This window comes from Streptomyces sp. NPDC006463, assembly GCF_042870715.1.
Taxonomy (GTDB): domain Bacteria; phylum Actinomycetota; class Actinomycetes; order Streptomycetales; family Streptomycetaceae; genus Streptomyces.
In genome coordinates this window covers 96,683-118,348 of sequence record NZ_JBIAHP010000024.1, presented here as the reverse complement: position 1 = coordinate 118,348, position 21,666 = coordinate 96,683, and the positions used below count along the sequence as shown (strand labels likewise).

Annotated in this window: 21 protein-coding genes; 10 read left to right on the top strand and 11 right to left on the bottom strand. The window is 70.6% G+C overall.

The window, feature by feature from the left end; all coding sequences use genetic code 11:
- Positions 1 to 708 precede the first annotated feature (708 nt).
- Entirely contained in the window at positions 709 to 1,257 is a 549-nt protein-coding gene (locus tag ACFYOB_RS33345) for a GNAT family N-acetyltransferase (RefSeq protein ID WP_388566487.1), read from the bottom strand.
- A 671-nt stretch (positions 1,258 to 1,928) separates the two neighbouring features.
- On the opposite strand from ACFYOB_RS33345, the gene ACFYOB_RS33340 reads away from it, so the two are divergent.
- Positions 1,929 to 2,234, top strand: coding sequence for a hypothetical protein (locus ACFYOB_RS33340; protein ID WP_388566484.1), 306 nt, complete (start codon positions 1,929 to 1,931; stop codon positions 2,232 to 2,234).
- A gap of 404 nt (positions 2,235 to 2,638) precedes the next feature.
- On the opposite strand, the gene ACFYOB_RS33335 is transcribed toward ACFYOB_RS33340, so the two are convergent.
- From ACFYOB_RS33335 to ACFYOB_RS33320, 4 genes are all read right to left on the bottom strand, one after another.
- Positions 2,639 to 3,211 (bottom strand): hypothetical protein, encoded by a 573-nt coding sequence (locus ACFYOB_RS33335; protein WP_388566482.1) that lies wholly within the window; start codon positions 3,209 to 3,211, stop codon positions 2,639 to 2,641.
- A gap of 97 nt (positions 3,212 to 3,308) precedes the next feature.
- The gene (locus ACFYOB_RS33330; RefSeq protein ID WP_388566479.1) at positions 3,309 to 3,455 is read right to left on the bottom strand and encodes a hypothetical protein; all 147 of its coding nucleotides are present in this window, start codon (positions 3,453 to 3,455) and stop codon (positions 3,309 to 3,311) included.
- 35 nt (positions 3,456 to 3,490) lie between these two features.
- Positions 3,491 to 4,090: an SMI1/KNR4 family protein gene (locus tag ACFYOB_RS33325; RefSeq protein WP_388566476.1), complete on the bottom strand. Its 600-nt coding sequence runs from the start codon at positions 4,088 to 4,090 to the stop codon at positions 3,491 to 3,493.
- Between the two features lie 207 nt (positions 4,091 to 4,297).
- Positions 4,298 to 4,588 (bottom strand): hypothetical protein, encoded by a 291-nt coding sequence (locus ACFYOB_RS33320; protein WP_388566473.1) that lies wholly within the window; start codon positions 4,586 to 4,588, stop codon positions 4,298 to 4,300.
- Positions 4,589 to 4,793: 205 nt separating this feature from the next.
- Here ACFYOB_RS33320 and ACFYOB_RS33315 point away from each other — a divergent pair, with 205 nt between their 5' ends.
- The 4 genes from ACFYOB_RS33315 to ACFYOB_RS33300 all read left to right on the top strand — a co-directional run bounded on the left by ACFYOB_RS33315 (position 4,794) and on the right by ACFYOB_RS33300 (position 8,934).
- Positions 4,794 to 5,669, top strand: coding sequence for a hypothetical protein (locus tag ACFYOB_RS33315; RefSeq protein WP_388566471.1), 876 nt, complete (start codon positions 4,794 to 4,796; stop codon positions 5,667 to 5,669).
- Positions 5,670 to 5,881: 212 nt separating this feature from the next.
- Positions 5,882 to 6,679: a hypothetical protein gene (locus ACFYOB_RS33310; protein WP_388566469.1), complete on the top strand. Its 798-nt coding sequence runs from the start codon at positions 5,882 to 5,884 to the stop codon at positions 6,677 to 6,679.
- Between the two features lie 516 nt (positions 6,680 to 7,195).
- Positions 7,196 to 8,296 carry an LLM class flavin-dependent oxidoreductase gene (locus tag ACFYOB_RS33305; protein ID WP_388566466.1) on the top strand — a complete coding sequence of 367 codons (1,101 nt, stop codon included), beginning with the start codon at positions 7,196 to 7,198 and terminating at the stop codon, positions 8,294 to 8,296.
- A complete protein-coding gene (locus ACFYOB_RS33300; RefSeq protein ID WP_388566463.1) occupies positions 8,293 to 8,934 on the top strand; it encodes a CE1759 family FMN reductase in 642 nt (213 codons plus the stop codon). Before ACFYOB_RS33305 ends, ACFYOB_RS33300 begins: the two co-directional genes overlap by 4 nt.
- 3 nt (positions 8,935 to 8,937) lie before the next feature.
- Here ACFYOB_RS33300 and ACFYOB_RS33295 read toward each other — a convergent pair whose 3' ends face one another.
- The 3 genes from ACFYOB_RS33295 to ACFYOB_RS33285 form a co-directional block, all read right to left on the bottom strand.
- A complete protein-coding gene (locus tag ACFYOB_RS33295) occupies positions 8,938 to 9,126 on the bottom strand; it encodes a hypothetical protein (RefSeq protein WP_388566461.1) in 189 nt (62 codons plus the stop codon).
- Complete coding sequence (locus tag ACFYOB_RS33290; protein WP_388566459.1) at positions 9,123 to 9,800, bottom strand: hypothetical protein; 678 nt, start codon at positions 9,798 to 9,800, stop codon at positions 9,123 to 9,125. The genes ACFYOB_RS33295 and ACFYOB_RS33290 overlap by 4 nt, the downstream gene beginning before the upstream one ends.
- A gap of 144 nt (positions 9,801 to 9,944) precedes the next feature.
- A complete protein-coding gene (locus ACFYOB_RS33285; protein WP_388566455.1) occupies positions 9,945 to 10,547 on the bottom strand; it encodes a TetR/AcrR family transcriptional regulator in 603 nt (200 codons plus the stop codon).
- 91 nt (positions 10,548 to 10,638) lie between these two features.
- Between ACFYOB_RS33285 and ACFYOB_RS33280 the strand changes: the two genes are divergently transcribed.
- Together ACFYOB_RS33280 and ACFYOB_RS33275 are read left to right on the top strand one after the other, a co-directional pair.
- Positions 10,639 to 11,859 (top strand): alpha/beta fold hydrolase, encoded by a 1,221-nt coding sequence (locus tag ACFYOB_RS33280; protein ID WP_388566453.1) that lies wholly within the window; start codon positions 10,639 to 10,641, stop codon positions 11,857 to 11,859.
- Positions 11,860 to 11,940: 81 nt separating this feature from the next.
- Positions 11,941 to 12,333 carry a nuclear transport factor 2 family protein gene (locus ACFYOB_RS33275; protein ID WP_388566450.1) on the top strand — a complete coding sequence of 131 codons (393 nt, stop codon included), beginning with the start codon at positions 11,941 to 11,943 and terminating at the stop codon, positions 12,331 to 12,333.
- 72 nt (positions 12,334 to 12,405) lie between these two features.
- Here ACFYOB_RS33275 and ACFYOB_RS33270 read toward each other — a convergent pair whose 3' ends face one another.
- Positions 12,406 to 12,654: a hypothetical protein gene (locus tag ACFYOB_RS33270; RefSeq protein WP_388566447.1), complete on the bottom strand. Its 249-nt coding sequence runs from the start codon at positions 12,652 to 12,654 to the stop codon at positions 12,406 to 12,408.
- A 107-nt stretch (positions 12,655 to 12,761) separates the two neighbouring features.
- Here ACFYOB_RS33270 and ACFYOB_RS33265 point away from each other — a divergent pair, with 107 nt between their 5' ends.
- Positions 12,762 to 13,154: a DUF2255 family protein gene (locus tag ACFYOB_RS33265; RefSeq protein WP_388566444.1), complete on the top strand. Its 393-nt coding sequence runs from the start codon at positions 12,762 to 12,764 to the stop codon at positions 13,152 to 13,154.
- Here ACFYOB_RS33265 and ACFYOB_RS33260 read toward each other — a convergent pair.
- A complete protein-coding gene (locus tag ACFYOB_RS33260; RefSeq protein WP_388566442.1) occupies positions 13,116 to 15,779 on the bottom strand; it encodes an ATP-binding protein in 2,664 nt (887 codons plus the stop codon). The genes ACFYOB_RS33265 and ACFYOB_RS33260 overlap by 39 nt on opposite strands.
- Positions 15,780 to 15,914: 135 nt before the next feature.
- Here ACFYOB_RS33260 and ACFYOB_RS33255 point away from each other — a divergent pair, with 135 nt between their 5' ends.
- Entirely contained in the window at positions 15,915 to 17,195 is a 1,281-nt protein-coding gene (locus ACFYOB_RS33255; RefSeq protein ID WP_388566439.1) for an MFS transporter, read from the top strand.
- Between the two features lie 2 nt (positions 17,196 to 17,197).
- Positions 17,198 to 18,535, top strand: a complete 1,338-nt coding sequence (locus ACFYOB_RS33250) for a carotenoid oxygenase family protein (protein WP_388566436.1) — start codon at positions 17,198 to 17,200, stop codon at positions 18,533 to 18,535.
- A 224-nt stretch (positions 18,536 to 18,759) separates the two neighbouring features.
- Here ACFYOB_RS33250 and ACFYOB_RS33245 read toward each other — a convergent pair whose 3' ends face one another.
- On the bottom strand, positions 18,760 to 20,877 hold the full coding sequence (locus ACFYOB_RS33245) for a collagenase (RefSeq protein WP_388566433.1): 2,118 nt from the start codon (positions 20,875 to 20,877) through the stop codon (positions 18,760 to 18,762).
- Positions 20,878 to 21,666: the final 789 nt, after the last annotated feature.

The window sequence follows — 21,666 nt, the reverse complement described above, 5'->3', positions numbered from 1 at the left end:
GAAGGCGCCCGAAGGTGACGACCGCCTCGGCTATCAGGCCTCCGACCGCACCGCATGCGGTGACCTCAATCCACGTCAGCATCGCCCGGCCTGTCACTCGTCGGACATAAACCCATGGCGTATCCCCCGGAAACGAGTCGTGGCTGGTGCTGCCTCTGCTCTTGTTCCTTCGTGGCGAGCGTCCCGGCCTACAGACCGAACATCGCCCCTCCCCTTGCAAAACTCACTCAGGTTCCATCATGCACACATCACATTCGACTTATTCAGCCAATCCGACAGCACGTTCGACCCTCGTCGCGGAGTGCCGGCCGGGCGAATGTGGATCATCAGGAGCGCCGTAACGGTCTCGGCCCCGGTCTCGATCCAGTCCAGGGTCGCCCGCACGTTGGCGACGTTCTCGAAAGGCTCAGGTGCATCCCGAGGCCATCGGCGCGGCCCCGCGGCGACTTCGCCGCCCTCCAGAGGGCCGCCGACATCCCCGGACCCGCCCGGCCCGCATCCTCGCGCCCGGGACCGAGGCGTAGCGAGCCCTGCCGGACTCCCGGCTCTCCCGTCGTTCCCGCGGCGCGTTCCTGGGCCACAAGCGGCAGATCGGCCCACCCCGGTCAGTCACCGCGCCCCACCGTCGAACTCGGTCCGATCCAAACTCCGCGCCGAGGGCCGACGACCGAGCGGTGGCCTCGTCGACCTGCACCGTCGAGTACGAGCTCAACCGGACGCCGTGGCCGAGGTCCGCACGCCGAACCACTGCTCGGCGCCGAACTCCTCGAACCGCTCCACCTCGGTGAACCCCAACTTGGCCGCGAGGCTCATCGAGCGGTTGTTGGCGGTCTGGGTGCAGAGCACCACCGGCTCGCTGGGGAGTGCGTCGGCAAACCAGTCGAGTGCCGCTGCGCACGCCTCGGCGGCGTACCCGCGTCCCCATGCCTCCGGCAGGAACATGTAGCCGAGCTCGGCCTCTCCGGCATCCGGACGGAGGTGCCCCGGACGCTCTGCGTCGCGCCGGTCGAGCGTGATCGTGCCGATCATCGCTCCGTCGAGATCGATCACGAAAAGGCCAGGGCGCCGCCCGGGCACCTCGGGCACCGCGCGTTCGAGCTCATCACGCGATCGAGGGCCACCAAGGTAGGCGCCCACCTCCGGCGAGGCGAACAACTCGATGAACGCCGCACGGTCTCGGGCCTCGGACTCGCGGAGCACGAGCCGTTCGGTACTGATCGGGGCAGGGGGCCATGCGACGGGTCCAAGATCAGTCATGGCGGCAACCTATAGCACGCCCGCCGAGCGGCCCCCGCCCTCACAACTCACGAACAAAGCCACGGCTGCTGAAGGCGTGAAGGATACCGAGGGGCCGGGAAAGCGAGAGCCTTCAACGAGCTCGTCGCCGAGCTCGGCGATCGCCGCCGCGTGTCGTCGTGTGCCGGTGCGCAGCGGGCAGTTGGTTGGCCTCGCCCGCCTCTCCGATGTAGGTGACGCTGCCCGAGCGTGCGGGCTCGTGGACAGCAGTGAGGCGAGCCCAGGTCGTTGACGCCCTCGGCATCGAGGTAGAAGACCGGCAGACCGGGCTCGCGGGCGCGGGCCGCCTGGACACAACGCCGGTCGGCGCGCACGCGCTCGTCTCCGGAGTGAGCGCCCTGCGCGCCGTGCGGGAGAGCGGACGGCCGACCGGCGCTGGGCGCGGGACGGGATCGCCCTCGGTCCGGGTCGCCGTCCTCGTGCCGGTCCGGCCGGCTGCTGACGTCGGCCTTGTCCGCCGTCTCACGCTCACGCCAAGCGCCTCAGCCGGCGTTGTGCGAGGCCCCGGCGCCCGTGGTCTGAGTACGGGGCCCTCCCGCGAGGTGAGTATCCGGACGGCTGTGCCGGGCTCGCTGGATGTGTTGGATAGGGGCATGAACGCAACTGCTCCCCCTGCAACGTCCCCGGTGCGCGTGGCTGGAGAAAAGGACCGCTCGCGGCTCTGGTCGGGCCTGTCCGCCGCCTTGTTCCCGGCGGCGGTCCTGGCGGCCGTCATGCTGCTCCTGTCCTCCGTGCGGGTGTCGGGCTGCGTGACGTACGGGGTGCAGTGCACCAGGGGGCTTCCCGGGTGGCTGTTCGTCTGGAGTGCCGGCCTCGGCGCCCTGGCGTTCGTGGTTGCCCTGGCCGCTCCGGCCCTGCGGGTGCGGCAGACGGCGCTCGGCGTCCAGCTCCTCGCGGAATGTACGGCGCTGCTGGTGATCCTCAGCTACTACGCATGACCCGCCGCACCTCGGCGACGGGGCTGCCGGGCAGCCGCAACGGAGGCGGGAGGCCCCCTGTCGAGGGCGCGAGGGTGGTAGTGCAAGCGCACGGTGGTGGCCTGGCTCCTGCAGCAAGGCAAGCGCACGACCCCACCACCCCGACCACCGCCACAGTGCAGGCGACCGGTGCCGACGTACGCACCCGGATCGTGCGGGTCGGCGACCCGCCGCTGCTCCTCTGCGACGAGGCCGTGGGAGCGGCCGGAACCGCAGACCAGCACCTGCACCCACGGCGTGGGGGCCGCACTGATCCGGCGGTCACGACCGGTACGGGCGTGGCCGACAAGGCTGAGAGGACCAGAGCGCGAGCGGTACCGAAGGAAGGTCGACCTGCCCGTCGCCCCCTGCGGTGCCACGGTTCCTCAGAACAGTTCGGCGAGCCCGAAGCCGAGGAGTCCTGCGGCCCAGGCTCCGAGCCAGGTCCACGCAGCGGTCCGGCCGCACGGAAGAGCGCGCACTGCGGCATTGAAGCGCTGGAGCTGTGCGGGCTTCACCGGAGAGGGATAGAGCCCCGTCGCGGCCACCAGTCCTCCGAGGAGGAACATGCCGAGCGCGATGAGGACGATGGCGGCGCCGCCTGCCACCGAACCCGCATTCGCTTCCATGTAGATGGTGCCGTTGTCGCGCACCTCGATCCGGTCTCCCGGCCGCGCCTCGTCACTCGCGAGTTCGTGCTGCGGGTCGATGTCGGAGCCATCGGTGGCCTTGAACTGCCCCCAGCACCGCCGCGTCTCGCGCCGCTCGTCGGCCTTGCGGTCGCGGTCGCGTGCGCGGTCGCTGTACGAGACGTCGATCCGGCAGTCGGTGACGGTCAGGGTTCCTCCGGTGCCGGCCAGGCCCACGGCAGTGGCGAAGGTCTGGGTTCCGTACGTGCCCATGAGTATGCCGACGAGGAGTGTGGCGACACCGAGGCCACGGATGACGATGCGAGACATGGTGCAGGACACTACATCGGCGGCCCACTATCCGGAATCTCTCATTCCGTGGGGCGGGTCAGGGCACAGCCGCTCTCCACGAGTCGGCGGAGCCGGTTCAAGCCCGCGGCCATGGGGTTCGGTGGGCTGCCGGGAAGTCCTCCGGCAGGGGAGGCTCTGGGCCGCTGGTGAGGTTCACGAAGTCGATGACGGCCGGGGCGTCGGAGACGGGAGCGACCGAGGACGGAGCCCGCTGCCAGTCCATGGGTTGGATTGTGTGCGACCTGGTGGCGGGCAGGGCTACATGCTGCGGTCCGGGCCGTACCAGGACTCGGTGCGGTCGTCGGGAGTCATCGGGAGGTGTTCCAGGCGCACGGGGCCGGGGTAGAAGGCTGAGCTGTCGGGGCCGGCCAGGTCTTCGCCGATGAGGTAGCGGTAGAGCCATTCGGCGAAGCCCATGTCGTACCGCCCCCAACCGCCCTCCCCGTCTTCGACCAGCAGCCAAGGGGATGCGGCGCTCGCAGCGACGAGGAAGACGGTCTCGCCGCGGTCGGTGCTCGCGATCGGCCACAGCCCGTCGGGGGTGCCGAAGCGCAGATCCTCCAGTCCGAACAGCAGGCGAGGGTCCTCGTCCGGGTCGAGGTCCTCCCAATCCACGTCGGACCAGGCCCGGACCGTGTCCCGGATCTGTTGGCCCAGGTTCCAGCGTTCGGTTGCGGGGTGACTCAGGTACAGGTGGCCGTTGAGCAGGACGGGAGCGTACGCGTCCACGACGGCCTGGTAGTCGGACGGAAGCTGGATTCGGAGTTCAGCGTGGAGCTGGTCCCAGGCGGCCGGATCGGCGTAGCGATTCCGCGCGGGGCCGAGCATCGCCGTGGCAGCGGTCAGGTAGTCGGTCATGGCATCCCTAACTGGGGTACGCGCCCGCCCGAGGGGCATCTGGTACGGCAGGGGCTCTGAATGAACCCGGCGATGCCGAAGCCGACCCCCTTGACCCGGTGACTTGCGCCCGGTGCGCGGCGACCACGGCCGCGCAGATCCCCTGCGCGATCTCCGAAGCACGCCCCACGCCCATAGGACTCGCGTCGCGGATGTGCTCGGCGAGATTCACGCCCTCGACCCGCTCCATGACCAGGAACCACAGATCCTCGTGGACCCCTCGGTCATGCAGGGGACCACGTTCGGATGGCCGATCTGCGCGGCGGCCACCGCTTCCCGCTCGAACCGACGCGGCAGATCCGCATGCATCGCCTCGTCGAGCACCAGCATCTTGACCGCCACGTCCCGGTGCAGCATCCGGTCCTGCCCGGCCCACACCTCGCCCATGCCGCCCATCCCGCCCCGCCCGAGCCGCTTCATCAACTCGTACCGCCCCGCGATCGGCTCTCCGCGCTCCACCCGCCACCCTCGATGACAAAGCCATGCCAATCATCAGCGTATGGCTGGCGGACCGGTCTGACTCGGTCAACGAGTCACCACAAAGCCGGGGCGCCACTGGTGCGCGAAGAATTTATTGAACACGTTCAGTCCAGCTGGCAGAATGGATCCACGCCGCCGGCCGGGCGGACGCTTTCATTTCGCCGTGCCACGAGGGGGGTTGGCCGTGCATCAGAAGCGGTCGTACGGCCGGATGCTGCTGGTTTCGGCGCTGGTGGGCTGCCTGGAGGTCGCGCTCGCCGTCGTGGTGATCCTCCTGTACGTCCGGACGCAGCCGCCGCCGGACACCCCGGTCGACCACGCCGCCCTGGCGGCGAGCCTGCTCTCGCTCAGCGTGATCGTCGGCGTGATCGCGTTCCTGCTGTCGCTGATTTTCGTGCTGCCGGCGGTGGCACTGGCCGATCTGCTCGGCCGGCGGATCGGCGGCCGCGAGGCGTGGTGGTGGGTGCCGCTGATGGTGGCGGCCCTGGTGGCACCGCCGATCGTGGCCTTCGCGGCGTACAACGGCGTGGAGGCGCGGCCCGTACTCGTCTTCTGGGCCGAGGCCACGGCCGCGCTCTCGGTGGGCGGCCTGGTCGCCCGGCCCCGGCACCCGGGACTGGGCCGGCAAGTGGCCCTGTGGGGCACGGCGGCGGTGGCGGGAACGGGCCTGCTCGGCGCACTCGGGCTCGCCGTCGGCCTGCTGCCGGCTTACGAGCCGCCGGCGATCGGTCCGGAGACCATGGCCGGCACCTGGGGCGACCATACGAGCGGAAAGCTGGTCTTCACCTCGGACGGCCGGGTCACGGCCTCCGGCGTCGGCGAGCACGACCCCGACGACCACTCCGGCGGCCCGTCACGGCGGTGCTCGGGCTCGGGCACATGGTCGTACGAGCCCGGGCGGGACGTCTGGACGCAGGAGGTCCGCATCCGCGTCCCGGGGTGTTCCTGGCCCGCGTGGAGCGTCGGCGGCACCGACCGGAAGCCCTGGATCTTTCAGCACGTCGGTAAGCCGGATTCCGGGAACCTGTACGAGCTGCGGAAGGCGGTGGGCGGCTCCTGACGCCGGAACGGGACGTCAGCGTCACCGAGGTGGGGCTCGCCATCGCGTGATGCCCTCGACCGCCGCCACCACCGGCAACCGGACCGGCGGATTCGCCGGGACCATTACCCCTTCGGATGGTGCCGGGAGACCCGCCGGGCGCCACAAACCGGCGGCGTCCTGTGAAGTCCGGGGCCCACGATCGATCGCCGGGGGTGGTACGCGATGTGGCTGTGGCGCAGGCGAAGGAACCGGGCGACTGTCCGACGAAGCCCGACACGGTACGGGCACGGCCGCAGGCGCCGGAGCCGACAGCAGACGCGTGGCAGGACTGGCTGAGCCGCTCGCGTGAGGCGCTCACGGTCCGGCAGTGGTGGGCGGACGTGGTCGAGCAGAACGCGCGGCTCGGCGAGGACGGGTACTGCGAGCGGCTGGGCGAGCTGCTCTCCCGACTGTCGCCCCGCGACTTCGCGGCGCTGGGCCTCGGCTGTACCCGCCGGTTCGACGCGCGCCTGCCGGGAGTCGCAGACCTGCTCACAGGACCCCGTTCCGCCGCCCGCGGCGAGCGGCTGGCTTCGCGCCACGGCCCGGTGGCCGGCGCCTGCAGCGGCTTCTGGGACTGCTGCACCCGGTTCGAGGTGCGGGCCGCTTTCACCGCCGACGACAGCCACCGCGCGGTGACCGTCCAGGGCAGGTGGTCCCGGGTGATGCTGTGGGTAGACGGAATCAGGGTGGAGGCGCCGAGCTTCCTCGACGACACCGGCTACTGGGTAGACGACCGCTTCTACGTCACGGGGATGGCCGCCCCGGACGACCGTCAACTTCAGGGGCACGTCGGCATGGGGGCGATCGCGGTCCTCTCGTTGGTGATCCACGACGTCGCCACCGCCACCACCCACATCGTGGACCCCGAACCGCACGAGAACTGGTCCTGCCCGGTCGCGGTGCTCCGCGACGGAGAATGGCGCCTCTACCCGACCCTCGAGGCCCGCGACGCCGACCGCCCCGACCGCACGCTCGCCCTCCCGTAGTCCTGCTGGAGGGGCGTGTCGTTTGTCCGGTGCAGGCCCGTGTCGTTTCGCAGGCAGATGGCGCGGCGTACGTGTGGGGCTTGCCTCCGTGCCGGATGCCCGGACCGGGGTGCCGTCGTCCAGCCCCCGCTCGCGGCGCCGTCACTCGGCTCGGACGGCCGGTCTGGCGCGGGGCTTGTTGGTTCTGCTCGCCGAGCCGCCGAGCCGCCGAGCCGCCGAGCCGCCGAGCCGCCGAGCCGCCGAGCCGCCGAGCCGCCGAGCCGCCGAGCCGCCGAGCCGCCGAGCCGTCGGGCGGTCGGGCGGTCGGGCGGTCGGCGCCGACAGTGCCCAGCCGGGGCAGCCTGAAGGGGAGGCCCCCCGTTGGGGTCCGCCAGGGGCTGCGACCCGCCCCTCGTGCCGCCCCGGTCACCCGGCCAGGCGGCCCCGCCCCGCGCCCACGCCCCATCGGGAATACCTCAGACGTGCCCCCGGTTCGAGGGTATAGTTGAAGCATAAACAACCTCGGGAAGGGGAGCCATGCAGTTCGGGATCTTCACCGTCGGTGACGTCACGGCCGATCCGACGACCGGACGCGTGCCCGGCGAGCACGAGCGCATCAAGGCGATGCTCACCATCGCGCAGAAGGCCGAGGAGGTCGGCCTCGACGTCTTCGCCACCGGCGAGCACCACAACCCGCCGTTCGTCCCCTCCTCGCCGACGACGATGCTCGGCTACATCGCCGCGCGCACCGAGTCCCTGATCCTGTCCACGTCGACGACGCTGATCACCACGAACGACCCGGTGAAGATCGCCGAGGACTTCGCGATGCTCCAGCACGTCGCGGACGGCCGCGTCGACGTGATGATGGGCCGCGGCAACACCGGTCCGGTCTACCCCTGGTTCGGCAAGGACATCCGCGACGGCATCGACCTCGCCATCGAGAACTACGCGCTGCTGCGCCGCCTGTGGGACGAGGACGTCGTCACCTGGAAGGGCAAGTTCCGCACACCGCTGCAGTCCTTCACCTCCACCCCGCGCCCGCTGGACGGCGTCGCGCCCTTCGTGTGGCACGGCTCCATCCGCTCGCCGGAGATCGCCGAGCAGGCCGCCTACTACGGCGACGGCTTCTTCCACAACAACATCTTCTGGCCGGCCTCCCACACCAAACAGATGGTGAACCTGTACCGGCAGCGCTACGCCCACTACGGCCACGGCACCCCCGAGCAGGCCATCGTCGGGCTCGGCGGCCAGGTGTTCATGCGCAAGAACTCGCAGGACGCGGTGCGCGAGTTCCGCCCGTACTTCGACAACGCGCCGGTGTACGGCCACGGCCCGTCCCTGGAGGAGTTCACCTCCCAGACACCGCTGACCGTCGGCTCGCCGCAGGAGGTCATCGAGCGAACCCTGTCCTTCCGTGACTACGCCGGCGACTACCAGCGCCAGCTCTTCCTGATGGACCACGCAGGCCTGCCGCTGAAGACCGTCCTGGAGCAGCTCGACCTGCTCGGCGAGGAGGTCGTGCCGGTGCTGCGCAAGGAGTTCGCGAACCTGCGCCCGGCCGGCGTACCGGACGCGCCGACGCACTCCGCCCGCGTGGCAGCAGCCCAGGAGACCTCGAAGGAGGAGACGCAGGCATGAAGCTCATCGTCGTATCGGCGGGTCTGAGTTCGCCCTCCTCGACGCGGCTACTCGCCGACCGGCTCGCGGCCGCGACGCTGGGGCACGTGGACGCCGAGCCCGAAGTGATCGAACTGAGGGAGCTGGCGACAGAGATCGGCCAGCACTTCGTCACCGGGTTCCCGCCCGCCCGGCTGGCCGCCGCGCTCGACGCGGTGGCGGCCGCGGACGGCCTGATCGCCGTGACGCCGGTGTTCGCGGCGTCGTACAGCGGCCTGTTCAAGTCGTTCTTCGACGTCATCGACAAGGACGCCCTCACCGGGAAACCGGTGCTCCTCGGCGCGACCGGCGGCACGGCCCGCCACTCCCTGGTGACCGAACACGCTCTGCGCCCCCTGTTCACCTACCTGCGTGCGCTCGTCCTGCCAACCGCCGTGTACGCGGCCTCGGAGGACTGGGGCGAGTTGGGGCTGGCGCAGCGGATCGCCCGTGCGGGCGCGGAGCTGGCGCGCTTCATGGCGCCCGCCGCCCCGGACGTCGACACCGCCGTCGCGATCGCACCCCGTTCGCTGACAGGGGCGATCACGTCGGTGGATCCGGCGGGCGGCTTCGAGATGGTGCCGTTCGAACAGCGGCTGGCCGCGCTACGGGCCGAGTAGGCGTCAGAAAGGCGGTTCGTCGCTGTATCCGCCACAGTCGTGACCCTGGTGGGGGATCTGGATGTCGAAGTGGACGGGCCGGTCCGGCCCGAAGGTCACGACGGAGGTCTGGTCGCAGTACGGGCCGGCCGTGGTGATCTTCGCGTGATGGCTGGCCGGCCGACGGGGCGGACGGACCGAGGGTCCGTTCACTTGACGGGGACGGCGTCCTTCGGGGAGGTGTGCCAGTTGGTGACGATCGGACGGTCGACCGTGATGGTGCCGACCGGCAGGGAAACCGGGTTGGGGTCGCCGTCGCCGACGGCGACGATGATGCTGTCCAGTTCCTTGCCGCCGTTCTCCTTGGTGGTCTTCGGGTTCACCCCGGCGTAGGCGGCGGTGCTCCCGCTCAGCTTGATCTGCTTGCCGACGGACTGCTCCGCGGGGCCCGCCTCGGTGCCGTCGGAGCCGAACGCCACGGTCGGCAGCGCGGCGGGGAGGTAGCAGGTGATCCCGGGCTTCGCCTTCGCGGTGATCAGGATGTATCCGCCGGCCTGGCTCTCGGACTTGGTGCTCCAGGCGATGTCGTTGGCGCCGCAGGTCTGCCCGACCGACTTCCGCTCGCCGTCGCCGGTGTCGGCGCCGGAACCGGCCCCGTCCGCGGTTCCCTTGCCCGTCGCGTCGGCGCCCTTGCCGTTGCCCTGGTTGCCGCCCGCCGTCGCCGAGGCGGACGGGGTGCTCGCCTTGCCGGCCGGAGCGGCGGAGGAAGAGCTCTGCGCGGCGCCGGTGTCCGTGGCCGCGTCCGAGTCCTGGCACGCGGTCAGCGTTAAGGCGCCGCCGATGAGGGCTGCGGAGACGAGAAAGGCCTTGCGACGGCTGCCGGACATGACAGAGCCCCTTGGTGTTCGGTGGTCGAGGCCGAAGCGGTTTCGGCTCCTTGGCGCTTACTTGATCACTATGAGGGAGCTGTGGGCCGAGGGGATGGCGCCGTCTTCGTTCCAGGACACCGCTGTCGCAGAGCGGTGACATGATCACGAGATGTCGGCGCCCGGCGACGGTCCCGTGCCGCCGAGCAGGCGGTTCACGAGGAGTTCGGGGTAGCCGGAGGCCGGCGGGTCGATGCCGAAGATCGCCCGTAGGTAGAGCGGTGCGATGAGCTGGTCGAGGATCTGGTCGAGGGGCGGTGGGTTCTCGCCGCGGGCAGCGGCCCGGTCGCGGATGCGCTCGATGGCGTGGATGCGGCGCGCGAAGTGCTGCGTACGTTCCCCCAGCGCCTTGGCGCTGCCCGGCATGGACAGGGCAACGGCTCGCACGAGGAGCCGGCCTTCGGGCTTGCGGATGGAGGCGACTCCCGCTTCGGCCCACGCCGTCAGGTCGCCGCGCAGGGTGCCGGTGTCCGCCAGCGGCCAGTCCCGTTCGAGCCGGGTGACGACGACGTCGGCCAGGAGCGCCTCACGGCTGCCCCACCGCCGGTAGACGCTGGTGTGGTTCACCCCGGCACGCTGGGCGATCGCGGGGATGGTGAGGTCGCTGCCCTCGGGGTCGGACAGCAGGTCGAGGACCGCCTGGTGGACGGCGGAGCGGACCTGTTCGGGGCTCTTGCGGATGCGCGGGGTCGGATCTTTCGAAGTCACGCCCACATCGTAAGCACATTTATTTGCTTTGCAGCGCATGGAGGGTCTACAGTCATGCCGTACGCACAGATCTGTGCTTAAGGAGAGTGTGATGAAGCAGCTGCTGTTCCCCGACAACCCTCAGTTCTGGTACGAGACCCTGCGCTCGATGAGCCACATCGCCTACGGCGGAGCGGACTTCGGCGAGGTCGTGGCCACCAGCGAGCGCATCAAGGAAGGCGACTACGACAGCTGGCACCACGAGTGGCTCGCCACCGCCGACCGCGTCTCCGCCGAGGCCCAGAAGGCCCTGGACGCCGGCCACACGATCAGCGCCCGGGACGGGTTCCTGCGCGCCTCGAACTACTACCGGTCGGCCGAGTTCTTCCTGCACGGCCACCCGTGCGACCCCCGCCACGACCACGCCTACGACCGCAGCGTGGCCTGCTTCCGAGCGGCGGCGGCCCTGTTCACCCCCGTCATCGAGCCGGTCCGCATCCCCTACGAGGGCACCACCCTGCCCGGCTACCTCTACCGGGCCGACGACTCCGGCACACCCCGCCCGACCCTGATCATGCACAGCGGCTTCGACGGCACCGCCGAGGAACTCCACTTCAGCGGCGCACTGGCCGCCGTCGAACGCGGCTACACCGTCCTGACCTTCGACGGCCCGGGACAGCCCGGCCCCCGTCACCACCAGGGCCTGGTCTTCCGCCCCGACTGGGAGAACGTCATCACCCCCGTCGTCGACTTCGCCGAAACCCTGCCCGAGGTCGACAACAGCCGCATCGCACTCCTCGGGAGCAGCATGGGCGGCGTACTCGCCCCCAGAGCCGCCGCCTTCGAGCACCGCCTCGCCGCCCTGATCGCCGTCGACGGCGTCTACGACCTCGGCCAGATATCCACCCGCAACATCCCCGGCGACCGGGGCCAGGCCGAACGGCTCCTGCGCTCGGACTCCGCCCCCGAACTCGACGCGAACTTCGAAGAGATCATGGCCCAGGACGCCACCGCCCGGTGGGCCATCAACCACGGCATGTACGTCATGGGCGTGCACACCCCCCGGGACTTCAGCGCCTCCTACCTCGACTACACCCTCGACGGCGGCATCGCCGAACGGATCCAGTGCCCCACCCTCGTGTGCGACGCAGCCGAGGACGAGTTCTTCAAGGGCCAGCCCGAGCAGCTCTACGAGCACCTCACCTGCCCCAAGACCCTGATGGTGTTCACCGCCGAAGAGGGCGCCGGCGCGCACTGCCACCCCGGCGCCATGCGCCTCGCCCTCGCCCGCATCTACGACTGGCTCGACACCACCCTCGCCGCCGCAGTCTGAACGGCCGGCCACCGCCGGCACACCACGACCAGCCACCACTCCCGGTCCGTCCGGACCGCCTCACACCCTCAAGGAACCCCGATGAACCGCACCGGTATCGCAGCCGCCCTCAACGACCTGCTCTTCAACCGCGACATCTCCCTGCAGGAGGCCGCCGACCGTCACTTCACCCCCGCGTACCGCCAGCGCACCGACGGCGAGTGGGCCGACCGCGCCGAGTTCCTCGACCACATCAGCCACCTGCGCACCGTCGTCGCCGGCGGCAAGGTCGAGGTCCACGACGAGCTCTACGACGGCACCAAGTACGCCGACCGCCACACCTGCCACATCACCAAGAAGGACGGCAGCACCGTCACCATGGAGGTCTACGTCTTCGCCGACCTCGCCCCCGACGGCCGCTTCGACCGTATTGAGGAAACCACCCTCATGCTCAGCGGCACCGACGCCGACCGCAACATCGGCAGCGCCCGCTGACGACCCGCTGTCGTTGACGGCGTGACGCGCTCGTGGCGGCGGTCGAGCCGGCGGCTCCGGTCTCGCGGACGATCAGTCCCAGAGGGAGACCGCCAGGAGCATGGCGATGACCGGGATCAACAGCCACGGCTCGGCCAGGACCAGGAGCCCGCTGAAGACCAGGGAGAAGTACGCCAGTGCTTTGGCGACGCGGCGCCGGGCCTTGCTCTTCCTGCCCTTGTCCTTCTTCGAGCCCTTGTGATGCGGCGCCTGCGCATTCTCGGTGTCGGTGTCGGTGTCGGTGTCGATTGCGGTTTCGGGCTTCATGTCGATGTTCGTCATGACGCTCAGCTTCGTCGCGGGCGCACCGCTGTCGCGTCGGTGAAGCCCGCCTATCTAGGTGAAGACCACCGACGCGTACGTAGTGCCGCCACGGTGAAGGTTGGTCCGTGAACGCTTACACGGATCGTGCGGAGATCGTTTTGTGGGTACGGCACGCGGACGGCCGGTGGTCGGCCAGGACGGTCTGGGTGGTGGTGCTGGGCGGCCTCAACGGTCTCAACGGGCAGGCGTATGTCCGCTCCGCTTTCGGCCGGCGCAGTGCCTGGTACCGCCGGGTACTGCGGGATGCGGACACAGAGGTGGAGGTGGCCGGGGTCCGGACGTCCGTCACCCTCCGGCCGGTGGACGACCTCGAACTCGTCCAGCGCGTCTCCGGTGCCTACCGGGCCAAGTACGGTTTGAGCTGGCCCGGCCCGGTGGAGTCGATGAACGGGCCCGAGGCCGCGGCCACCACCCTGCGACTAACGGAAGTCGGGCAGGTCTCGCAGTTGCCTGCGTGAGGTGAGCCCGAGCTTGCGGAAGATGTTGCGCAGGTGCGCGTCGACCGTCCGCGGACTGAGGAACAGCTTCGCCGCCACCTCCTTGGAAGTGGCGCCGTCAGCGACCAGGCGTGCGATGTGCACCTCCTGCATCGTCAGCTGGTCCGACGCCTTCGACGTGCGGCTGCGGGCCTGCTCGCCCGTGGCGCGGAGTTCGCCTGCGGCTCGCTCGGCGAACGCCTCCAGACCGAGTTCGGACAGCGACTCGTGCGCCGGCCGCAGCACGGAGCGGGCGTCACGCCGTCGGCCCTGGCGGCGCAGCCACTCCCCGTACAGCAGCTGTGCGCGGGCGCGGTAGACGACCAGAGCGCCGTCGTCGAGCAGGCCGATCGCCTCCTGGTAGGCGGACTCGTCCTCGGTCACCAGAGCCCGCGCATAGGCCTCGACGCCGAGGCCCCACGCGTGCCGGCCCGCCTGCGTGCGCTCCCGGAGGGACGCGAGGGCCGCGGCGGCGACCTCGCTCTCACCGCACCGCACCGCCGCCTCGACCAGCTCGGGCAGGGCGAGGCTCGAAGTGCCGACGGCGCCGTACTCGACCGCTTGCTTAGCCGCCTTCAGCGCGGCCGGGTAGTCGGCCAGGCCGTTGCCGAGCACGGCCGTCGCCCACTGCACGCTGAGGGTCATCCGGTGGTCCACCGACGCGAACAGTTCGGCGGCTTCCTTGCGCCGCCCGCGCAACGCGGCCAGGTGGAGGCGCGGGTAGACCAGCGGTGCCGCGCCGGTGGCGTCGGCGATCGCCTCCTCCTCGGAGATCAGCTCCATCGCGGCACCGAAGTCGCCGGCGTGCGCGGTCACGGCGGCCTGCATGGCCAGTCCGATGGGCAGGGCGTGGAAGGAGCCCGACTCCCGGCCGGCCGCGACGGCACGGGTGGCGATGCCGTACATGGCGTCGCGGTTCCACAGCTCGGCGGCCACCATGAAGCCCAGTGACGGCCGCCTGGCCCACACCTCGTGGCCGGGGTCGCCGACGACCGGCCTCAGGATCTCCCCGGCCGCCCGATGCCCGTCACAGACCAGGCTGGTGAGGCCCGTCAGGACCGCCGCCGCACCGGCCACCGGCTCGCCCGACGGCGGGGCCTTCCTGACGGCCTCCACCACGTGGTCGAGGCCGCCGAGCAGGACGCCCATCTCGATGGCGTCCAGATAGCACTCCCGTGACCAGGCGGGGTCGGTGGTTGCCAGCCGGGCGGCGGCACGCAGGAGGTACTCCGTGGGGCCCTCGTCTCCGCGGCGACGGACGAACGACAGCCTGCCGCGGAGCAGGTCGGCCCTGGCGTCCAGGCCCGGAACGTCGGTCGCCACGGTGGTGAGCAGTTCGGCCGCCGTGTCGAAGTCGCCCACCGAGAGCTTGGCCTCGACCGCGGCGAGGACCCGCTCGGCGCGCTGGACCGGACTGATCGTGAGCGCGGCCGAGCGTTCGAGGAACGCCGCCGCCGCCGCGACACCGCCTCGTTCGCGGGCGCGCGTGGCGGAGGCTTCGAGCTCGGCGGCGACCTGCTCGTCCGGACCGGCGCTGGCCTGGGCGCGATGCCACGCCCGCCGGTCGGGGTCGGCGACCGGGTCGGTCACGGCGGCCAGCGCCTCGTGCGACCTGCGCCGCTCCTCCGGCGCCGCGGCGCGGTAGGCGGCCGAGCGGGCGAGGGGGTGGCTGAAGCGGATCCGGGTACCGAACTCGACCAGCGGCGCGGACTCCGCGGCGGCGGCCGCGTCGATGCCCAGGAGTTCGGCCGCGCGCCACAGCAGGCCGGGGTCGCCGATCGGGTCGGCGGCGGCGACGGTCACCAGCAGCCGGGCAGCCGGCGGCAGGAGTTCCAGCCGGGAACGGAAGCTCTGCTCGATCACTGCGGGTACCGAGTCGGGCTGGGCGAATCCGCCCGCCATCCCGGCAAGCCCGGCGGTCCTGGGAAGTTCCACCAGCGCGAGGGGATTGCCGCGCGCCTCGGCCAGGATGCGGTCCCGTACCCGCTCGTCCAACGGGGCGCGGATCGCCGCGGCCAGCAACGCGCGGGCATCCTTTTCGCCGAGTCCCTGAAGCGGACGGCTGGGCAGCTCGTCCAGCTCGGGCAGGCGGCTCGGCTCGCGCACCGCGAACACGAGGGCGATCGACTCGGCCGAGACACGGCGGGCCAGGAAGGCCAGCGCCTTGGCCGACGCCCGGTCCAGCCACTGTGCGTCGTCGACGACGCACAGCAGCGGGCGTTCCCGCACGGTCTCCACCAGGAGTCCCAGCGACGCGACACCGACCAGGAACGGATCGGGTGTGCCGGTGTCGAGGCCGAAAGCGATCCCCAGCGCCTTGCGATGCGGCGCGGGCAACGCAGGCAGCCGGTCGGTGACAGGCGTGAGCAACTGGTGCAGCGCGGCGAACGGCAGCTCCGTCTCGAATTCCGCACCGGACGCCCGCATGACGAGGAATCCGGTCGCGGCCTCGTCCAAGTGCCGCAGCAGCACGCTCTTGCCGATGCCCGCCTCACCGCGCAGGACCAGGGCGCCGCCCCGGCTCTCCCGTGCCGCTCGAAGCAGGGCATCGAGCCGTCGTATCTCGTCCTGACGGCCGACCAGCGCATCCGTGTGTGTCTCGGGCATGTTCGAAAACCTATGCGGTCATGGGCCGCAGGGGAATCCGAGGCCGACCGGCGTCACCTAAAGGCCTCCCGCAGGCAGTCGTATAGGCGATGACTACCGACGCGAGCGCGAGGCTCCCGCTGCGAGTGTCGAGACATGACCCGCACCGCACCGCAACAGACGACGATCGGCTTGATACCGCTGGTGGTTCTGGCCACGGCCCAGTTCCTGGTCGTGCTGAGCACGTCGATCGTGAACGTCGCCCTGCCCCAGATCCGGGCCGGGCTGGAGCTGTCGGACACGGGCCAGGCGTGGACGGTCAACGCCTATGTACTGGCCTTCGGCGCCCTGTTGCTGCCGGGCGGGCGGGCCGGCGACGTATACGGCCTTCGTCGCGTGTTCCTGCTCGGCATCGGCCTGTTCGCCCTCTCCTCCCTGGGCGCGGCACTGGCGCCCACGGCGATCGTGCTGATCGCCTGCAGGGCGGTGACGGGAATCGGGGCCGCGCTGCTGGCACCCACGGCACTCGCCCTGGTGCTGACGCTCTATTCCGGCAAGGAGCAGCGTGGCACCGCACTCGGTGTGTGGGGCGCGGTCTCCGGGGCCGGCGGGGCGGCGGGCGTGCTGCTGAGCGGGCTGCTCACCAGCCTGTTCGGCTGGCGCGCGGTGTTCGTCGTGATGGTGCCCTTCGCCCTGGCCGTACTGGTGGCCACCTGGCTGCTGGTCGACGCCGACCAGCCACGCGGCGGAAGCCTGGACGTGCCCGGCACGGTGACGGTGACGGCGGGTCTGGTCGCGCTGACCTACGGCCTGTCAGGGCCCTGGCCGCTGGCCGTGCTCGGTCTGGCGCTGCTCGGCCTGTTCGTGGTGCTCCAAAACCGTGCCGCCGACCCTCTGCTACCGGCCCGCATGAGCGTGGTGGCGGTGCCCAACGTGCTGATGGCCCTGCTGGGCGCGGTCTGGCTCGGACTCTTCTACTTCCTGCCCCTCTACCAGCAGCACGCCCTCGGCTACTCGCCCCTGGAAGCCGGGCTGACCCAGCTTCCCCTCGCCCTCATGGTCACCCTCTCGTCGTGGGTCACCGGCAAGGTCCCAGGCCGCCACGTGCTCCCCGTTGGCCTGCTGGTCCTCGCGGCCGGACTGGCCTGGCTGTCCAGGACTCCGGCCGACGGCACCCTCCCCGTGGACCTGCTCGGGCCGATGCTCCTCATCGGCACCGGGCTGGGGGTGGCCTTCGTCCGCCTCACCGCGCTGTCCTCCACGGGCGTCCCGGCCGCCGACAACGGCCTGGCCGGCGGGCTGGTCAACGCCGCCCGGCAGATCGGCGGAGCCATTGGCCTGTCCTTCCTGACCCTGCTCCCCTCCACCGGCACGGCCTTCCTGGCCTGCGCCGCCCTGACCCTGCTCATCTCCGCTCTCTCCATACGAAAGGCCTGATCATGACCTTGGACAAGCCGTACGTCACCGGCCACTACACCCCCGTCACCGACGAGATCACCGGCCACGAACTGAAGGTGCGCGGCACCCTCCCGCCCGAGCTGAACGGCCGCTACTTCCGCAACGGCCACAACCCCAAGCCGGGCATCACCCCCAGCCACTGGTTCCGCGGCGAGGGCATGATCCACGGCATTCGCCTCAAGGACGGCCGGGCCGAGTGGTACCGCAACCGCTGGGTGCGCACCCCCTTCCTGGACGGCGTGCCGTTCACCGGAACCGAGCTCGACGTCAGCGCCGCCGCGACCAACATCATCTTCCACGGGGGCCGCTATCTGGCCCTGCAGGAGGCCAACCTGCCCTGGGAGGTCAGCGCCGACCTCGACACCATCGGCGTCCACGACTTCGGCGGCAAGCTCACCAGCGCGATGACGGCCCACCCCAAAGAGGACCCGGAGACCGGCGAGCTGCACTTCTTCAGCTACAGCCCCTTCCCGCCGCACCTGACCTACTACGTGGCCGACGCCTCTGGTGACATCGTCAGGTCGCAGACCGTCGACGGCGCCGGCCCGTCGCTCATGCACGACTTCGCCATCACCCGCCAGCACGTCGTCTTCATCGACTCGCCGGTGGTCTTCGATCACGCCGAGCAGTCCGGCATCCCCTACCGCTGGCACGACGACGTCCCGCTGCGCATCGGCGTGATGCCGCGCGCCGGGGGCAGGACCACCTGGTTCGAGGTGCCCGACCAGGCGGTGCTGCTGCACGTGACCAACGCCTACACAGACGCGCGGGGCCGGATCGTCCTCGAAGCACCGTCCTTCGACCGTTCCGCCTGGGAGAGCTCGTGGAAGTGGTGGGTCGGCTCACCCGGCTACGGCACCAGCCCCGCCGCCGGCTCGACGCTCTGCCGGTGGATCATGGACCCGGCCACGGGCAAGGTCACCACCGAGTCCCTGGGCGACCTGGTCACCGAGTTCCCTTCGATCAACGACGCCTACACCGGCTCGAACTACCGCTACAGCTACGCCATCGCGTTCCCCGGCGCGGGCCTGTCCGGCTTCCACACCGCCAAGTTCGACACCCGCACCGGCCGGCAGGAACTCCTCGCCCACGGCGAGGGCCGGATGCCCGGCGAGGCCGTCTTCGTGCCCGCCGAGGGCGGGACCGCAGAGGACGACGGCTACCTGCTCACCATCGTCAGCGACCTCAGGGCCGACGCCTCGGAGCTGCTCGTCCTGGACGCGGGCGACCTGAGCACCGTGGCCGCCGTCGAACTCCCGCGCAGGGTGCCCGCCGGCATCCACGGCCACTGGATTCCCGACGCCGAACAGCCTGCCTGACCCACCCAGCCGCCCGGGCCGCCGTGTTCCCCCACACGGCGGCCCGGGCTCCAGCACCGAGGAACCGCCCCCTCGATGCGCCCCTGGCGGCCGCGCCCCGGGTCCGGGCGGCCGGCGCGGCGGGCCGTCTGCGTCCACCCGGTCGCCTGAACACGAACGGCGGTCCTTGCCATCCGCGATCGGAGGCAAGGACCGCCGTCACGTTCAGGCCCCGGCGGACCGGCTCACTTGGACTGCGTGGAGACGCTTACACCGCTGAAGTCCTGCGCGGCGGCGAGGCTGAAGTAGACCCAGCCGGACGGCGGGTTGTCGATCGTCAGGGTCTCGCCGTTGCCGGCGTTGGTGGACTTCGCCTGGTAGCTGCTGGTGGTGGCCCAGGTGCTGCCGCCGTAGTACAGGTCGGCGTTGCCGGTGCCGCCGCTACTGGTGATGGTCAGTTGCTTGACTCCGGCCGGCAGGTACACGAAGTGGTAGCTGTAGTTGCCGGTGGAGGCGGCGAGATTGTCCCGGCGGCAGTTCTTGTCGAACTGACGGGGGTCGCTGACGGTGCACAGCGGGGTGGACGAGGCCTCCGGCAGCGGGCCGCAGTCGTTGGTCGCGCAGGCGGTCGTCAGCCAGGTGGCGAAGCCTGCATCGTAACTGGTGCCGATGGTCTGCTTCAGGAAGGTGCGGGCACCGTTCCAGTCACCGGCGCGGTACTTGCCGAGCACGGTCTCGACGTCGGCGGGGTGCGCCTGGAGCATGTAGCGGACCGCGAGGAAGCCCCAACGGTAGACCCGGTTCGAGTTGACCGCGGGGTCCGTGTCCTGGTCGTAGACGGTGTCGAACAGGTCGCTGAGCTTGTACGTGTTCTTGCGGGCCTCGGCGATCGCGTCGGCGTTGCGCTCGCCCCGGTAGCCGAACGAGATGTTCTCGGCGATGCCCTCGACCCACCAGATGGTCGGCGTGGTGATGCCGGCCTCGAAGTCGCCGGCCATGTTGTAGCGCCCGTCGAGGTAGTGGGTGTACTCGTGGTTGAGGTTCCAGATCTGGAAGTCCGGGCGCAGCCAGTGGGCCTCGTGGGCGATGAAGCGGGCCTGGTTGCCGGCGGCGGCCGGGTTGCCCTCCTCGTACATGCCGCCGTTGTCGACGTCGATGTTGTAGATGGCCCACGCGTACAGCGAGTACTGGGTGTAGTCGTCGAAGACGACGACCTCGAGGTTGGTGTTCACGTCACCGGGGATCGCGCCCTTGTCGCCGATGATCCGGTGGAAGTAGGCGTCCTGGTTGACCAGGCTGGTGCAGGTGCCGGCCAACTGGCCGGGGGACATGTCCTGGGCGCGGATCTTCAGGTCCGGGGTGCAGGTGTGCTGGATCGGCAGGATCGCCGGGAGCACGCGCTCGCCCAGGTCGCAGATGGCGTAGGCCGCGCAGTTGTTCCTGTCGTACTGGCGCGTGTACCAGCCGAGGTTCATGGTGATCGGCGCGGTGGGGCCGACGTTCGGGTAGCGGTTGATCAGGTCCTTCAGCAGCGGCCGGACCCGGTCCTTGAGCTCGGGGACGTCGAGGGCGAAGCCGAGGTAGCGGCCGACGTTGCTGACGACGTCCAAGCGGTTCAGCTGCGCGCTGTTGCGCGTGATGAAGCCGGCCCAGGTGTTGAGGATGGCGGGGTCGGCCTTGAGGGCGGCCCGCCAGCCGCGGGCGTCGTTCTTGGCCTTGAAGCCGTTCTCGACCACCCACTCGACGTGCTGCACGGCGAGGTTCATCTGGCCGGGCCACGTGGCGTCGTAGCTGCCGAGCATCCACTTGACGACGCCGGCGTACCGGCCGGCCGCGTGGGTGCTGTCGATCAGCGTGACGACCTCGTTGAAGATCTCGCCGTTGGCGTCGGTGACGTCCTTGCTGCGCGAGGAGGCGAAGAAGGCGTCCAGCGCGCCGAGCGCTGCGTTGTCCAGCGTCGTGCCGTAGTCGCCGACGACGTCCGCGTGGTTGTCCTGCACGTAGTAGCCGGCGCGCAGGAACAGCACCAGCTGCCCGACGGCGGCGCTGTTGTTGCCCGAGTAGGTGGCGGAGGAGTCGCGCAGCGCGTTGGCGACGGTCACCATCTGGGCTTCACCGAAGGCCTTCCGCGCGTTCTCCCCGGTGAGGCTGAAGAGGGGGTAAGTGCAGTTGATCCGGGGGAGGGCCTTGAGCTGCTGGACCAACGCGCTGCCCGTGGCGTTGATCACGCCGGAGAGGTCGCCGCACTCGTCCCCGGCGGCGGCCGAGGACTGCTTGCCGGCCTTGACGGTGGGGGCGGGGGCAGGGGCGGACTCCAGGGCACTGTCCTGCGAGGAGATCCGGAAGCGCGAGCTGTTGCTCATCGCATCGGGCGACTTGGGGACCGGGATCGACCGCGGCGCCGAGGCCGCAGTTCCGCGTGCGTTCGCACCGGCCGGGACCGTGGCGCGGACGGAGGCGGCCTGGCTCTGTGGCGCGAACAGGCCGAGCGCAATGAAGACGGCTGCGCCGAGCGCAGGAAGTCTGCGCGCGCTGGCCTTCGATATGCGGAAGGGATGCATCTGTGGGGGCCTCCGGGGCCGTTGTGGCCGCGTGCCGGGGACACGAGCCGTCGATGTGTGACATGTAAAATTTCACATGTCGCATCGCGCCGGAAGGCTTCTGGTCAGATTGCCGGCCACCGCAACTGAAACGTTGTCAACTTCCGGCTGCGGTGCCGTCAACCACCCGCGCCTGCCTCCGAGTTGGGGACGCCATGGGGGGCGTGCTCAGCTCCGACTTCGACAGGCCGAAGCCCTGCGGTGCCGAGCCGCCCGCGGTCGGGTGCTTGTGCCTGGCAAGAACGGTGACAGGGTCAGTGACGTGACCATGCAGACCAGAGGGGGATGACGGCGGCATTCACCGCACGGCACGACGAGCGCGGTCGGCTCGACGCCATACAGTCCGACCTCGGGTGCGGGTGGGCGTGGGAGGCCCTCCACGGCGTGTGCCCGCGCGTGTTCGTGCCCTGCCCGGAGTGCGCTCACCAGTCCATGCCAAGTCTCCCGCTACGGCCTGCGGTTCTTCGCCCACGACCCGTGGGCGCTCAGCGGCGGCCGGGCCGTGCCCCACCGATTCGGCGCAGCCGGCGGGCGGGGCGTTTGGCCGCAAGT

What these genes read in the sequence shown, in the direction of transcription:
- ACFYOB_RS33250 (WP_388566436.1), top strand. Translation starts at nt 17,198, where the DNA reads ATGACCTTGGACAAGCCGTACGTCACCGGCCACTACACCCCCGTCACC.
- ACFYOB_RS33305 (WP_388566466.1), top strand. Translation starts at nt 7,196, where the DNA reads ATGCAGTTCGGGATCTTCACCGTCGGTGACGTCACGGCCGATCCGACG.
- ACFYOB_RS33290 (WP_388566459.1), bottom strand. Translation starts at nt 9,800, where the DNA reads ATGTCCGGCAGCCGTCGCAAGGCCTTTCTCGTCTCCGCAGCCCTCATC.
- ACFYOB_RS33270 (WP_388566447.1), bottom strand. Translation starts at nt 12,654, where the DNA reads ATGACGAACATCGACATGAAGCCCGAAACCGCAATCGACACCGACACC.
- ACFYOB_RS33325 (WP_388566476.1), bottom strand. Translation starts at nt 4,090, where the DNA reads ATGACCGACTACCTGACCGCTGCCACGGCGATGCTCGGCCCCGCGCGG.
- ACFYOB_RS33255 (WP_388566439.1), top strand. Translation starts at nt 15,915, where the DNA reads ATGACCCGCACCGCACCGCAACAGACGACGATCGGCTTGATACCGCTG.
- ACFYOB_RS33300 (WP_388566463.1), top strand. Translation starts at nt 8,293, where the DNA reads ATGAAGCTCATCGTCGTATCGGCGGGTCTGAGTTCGCCCTCCTCGACG.
- ACFYOB_RS33280 (WP_388566453.1), top strand. Translation starts at nt 10,639, where the DNA reads ATGAAGCAGCTGCTGTTCCCCGACAACCCTCAGTTCTGGTACGAGACC.
- ACFYOB_RS33275 (WP_388566450.1), top strand. Translation starts at nt 11,941, where the DNA reads ATGAACCGCACCGGTATCGCAGCCGCCCTCAACGACCTGCTCTTCAAC.
- ACFYOB_RS33260 (WP_388566442.1), bottom strand. Translation starts at nt 15,779, where the DNA reads ATGCCCGAGACACACACGGATGCGCTGGTCGGCCGTCAGGACGAGATA.
- ACFYOB_RS33330 (WP_388566479.1), bottom strand. Translation starts at nt 3,455, where the DNA reads ATGGACTGGCAGCGGGCTCCGTCCTCGGTCGCTCCCGTCTCCGACGCC.
- ACFYOB_RS33335 (WP_388566482.1), bottom strand. Translation starts at nt 3,211, where the DNA reads ATGTCTCGCATCGTCATCCGTGGCCTCGGTGTCGCCACACTCCTCGTC.
- ACFYOB_RS33345 (WP_388566487.1), bottom strand. Translation starts at nt 1,257, where the DNA reads ATGACTGATCTTGGACCCGTCGCATGGCCCCCTGCCCCGATCAGTACC.
- ACFYOB_RS33245 (WP_388566433.1), bottom strand. Translation starts at nt 20,877, where the DNA reads ATGAGCAACAGCTCGCGCTTCCGGATCTCCTCGCAGGACAGTGCCCTG.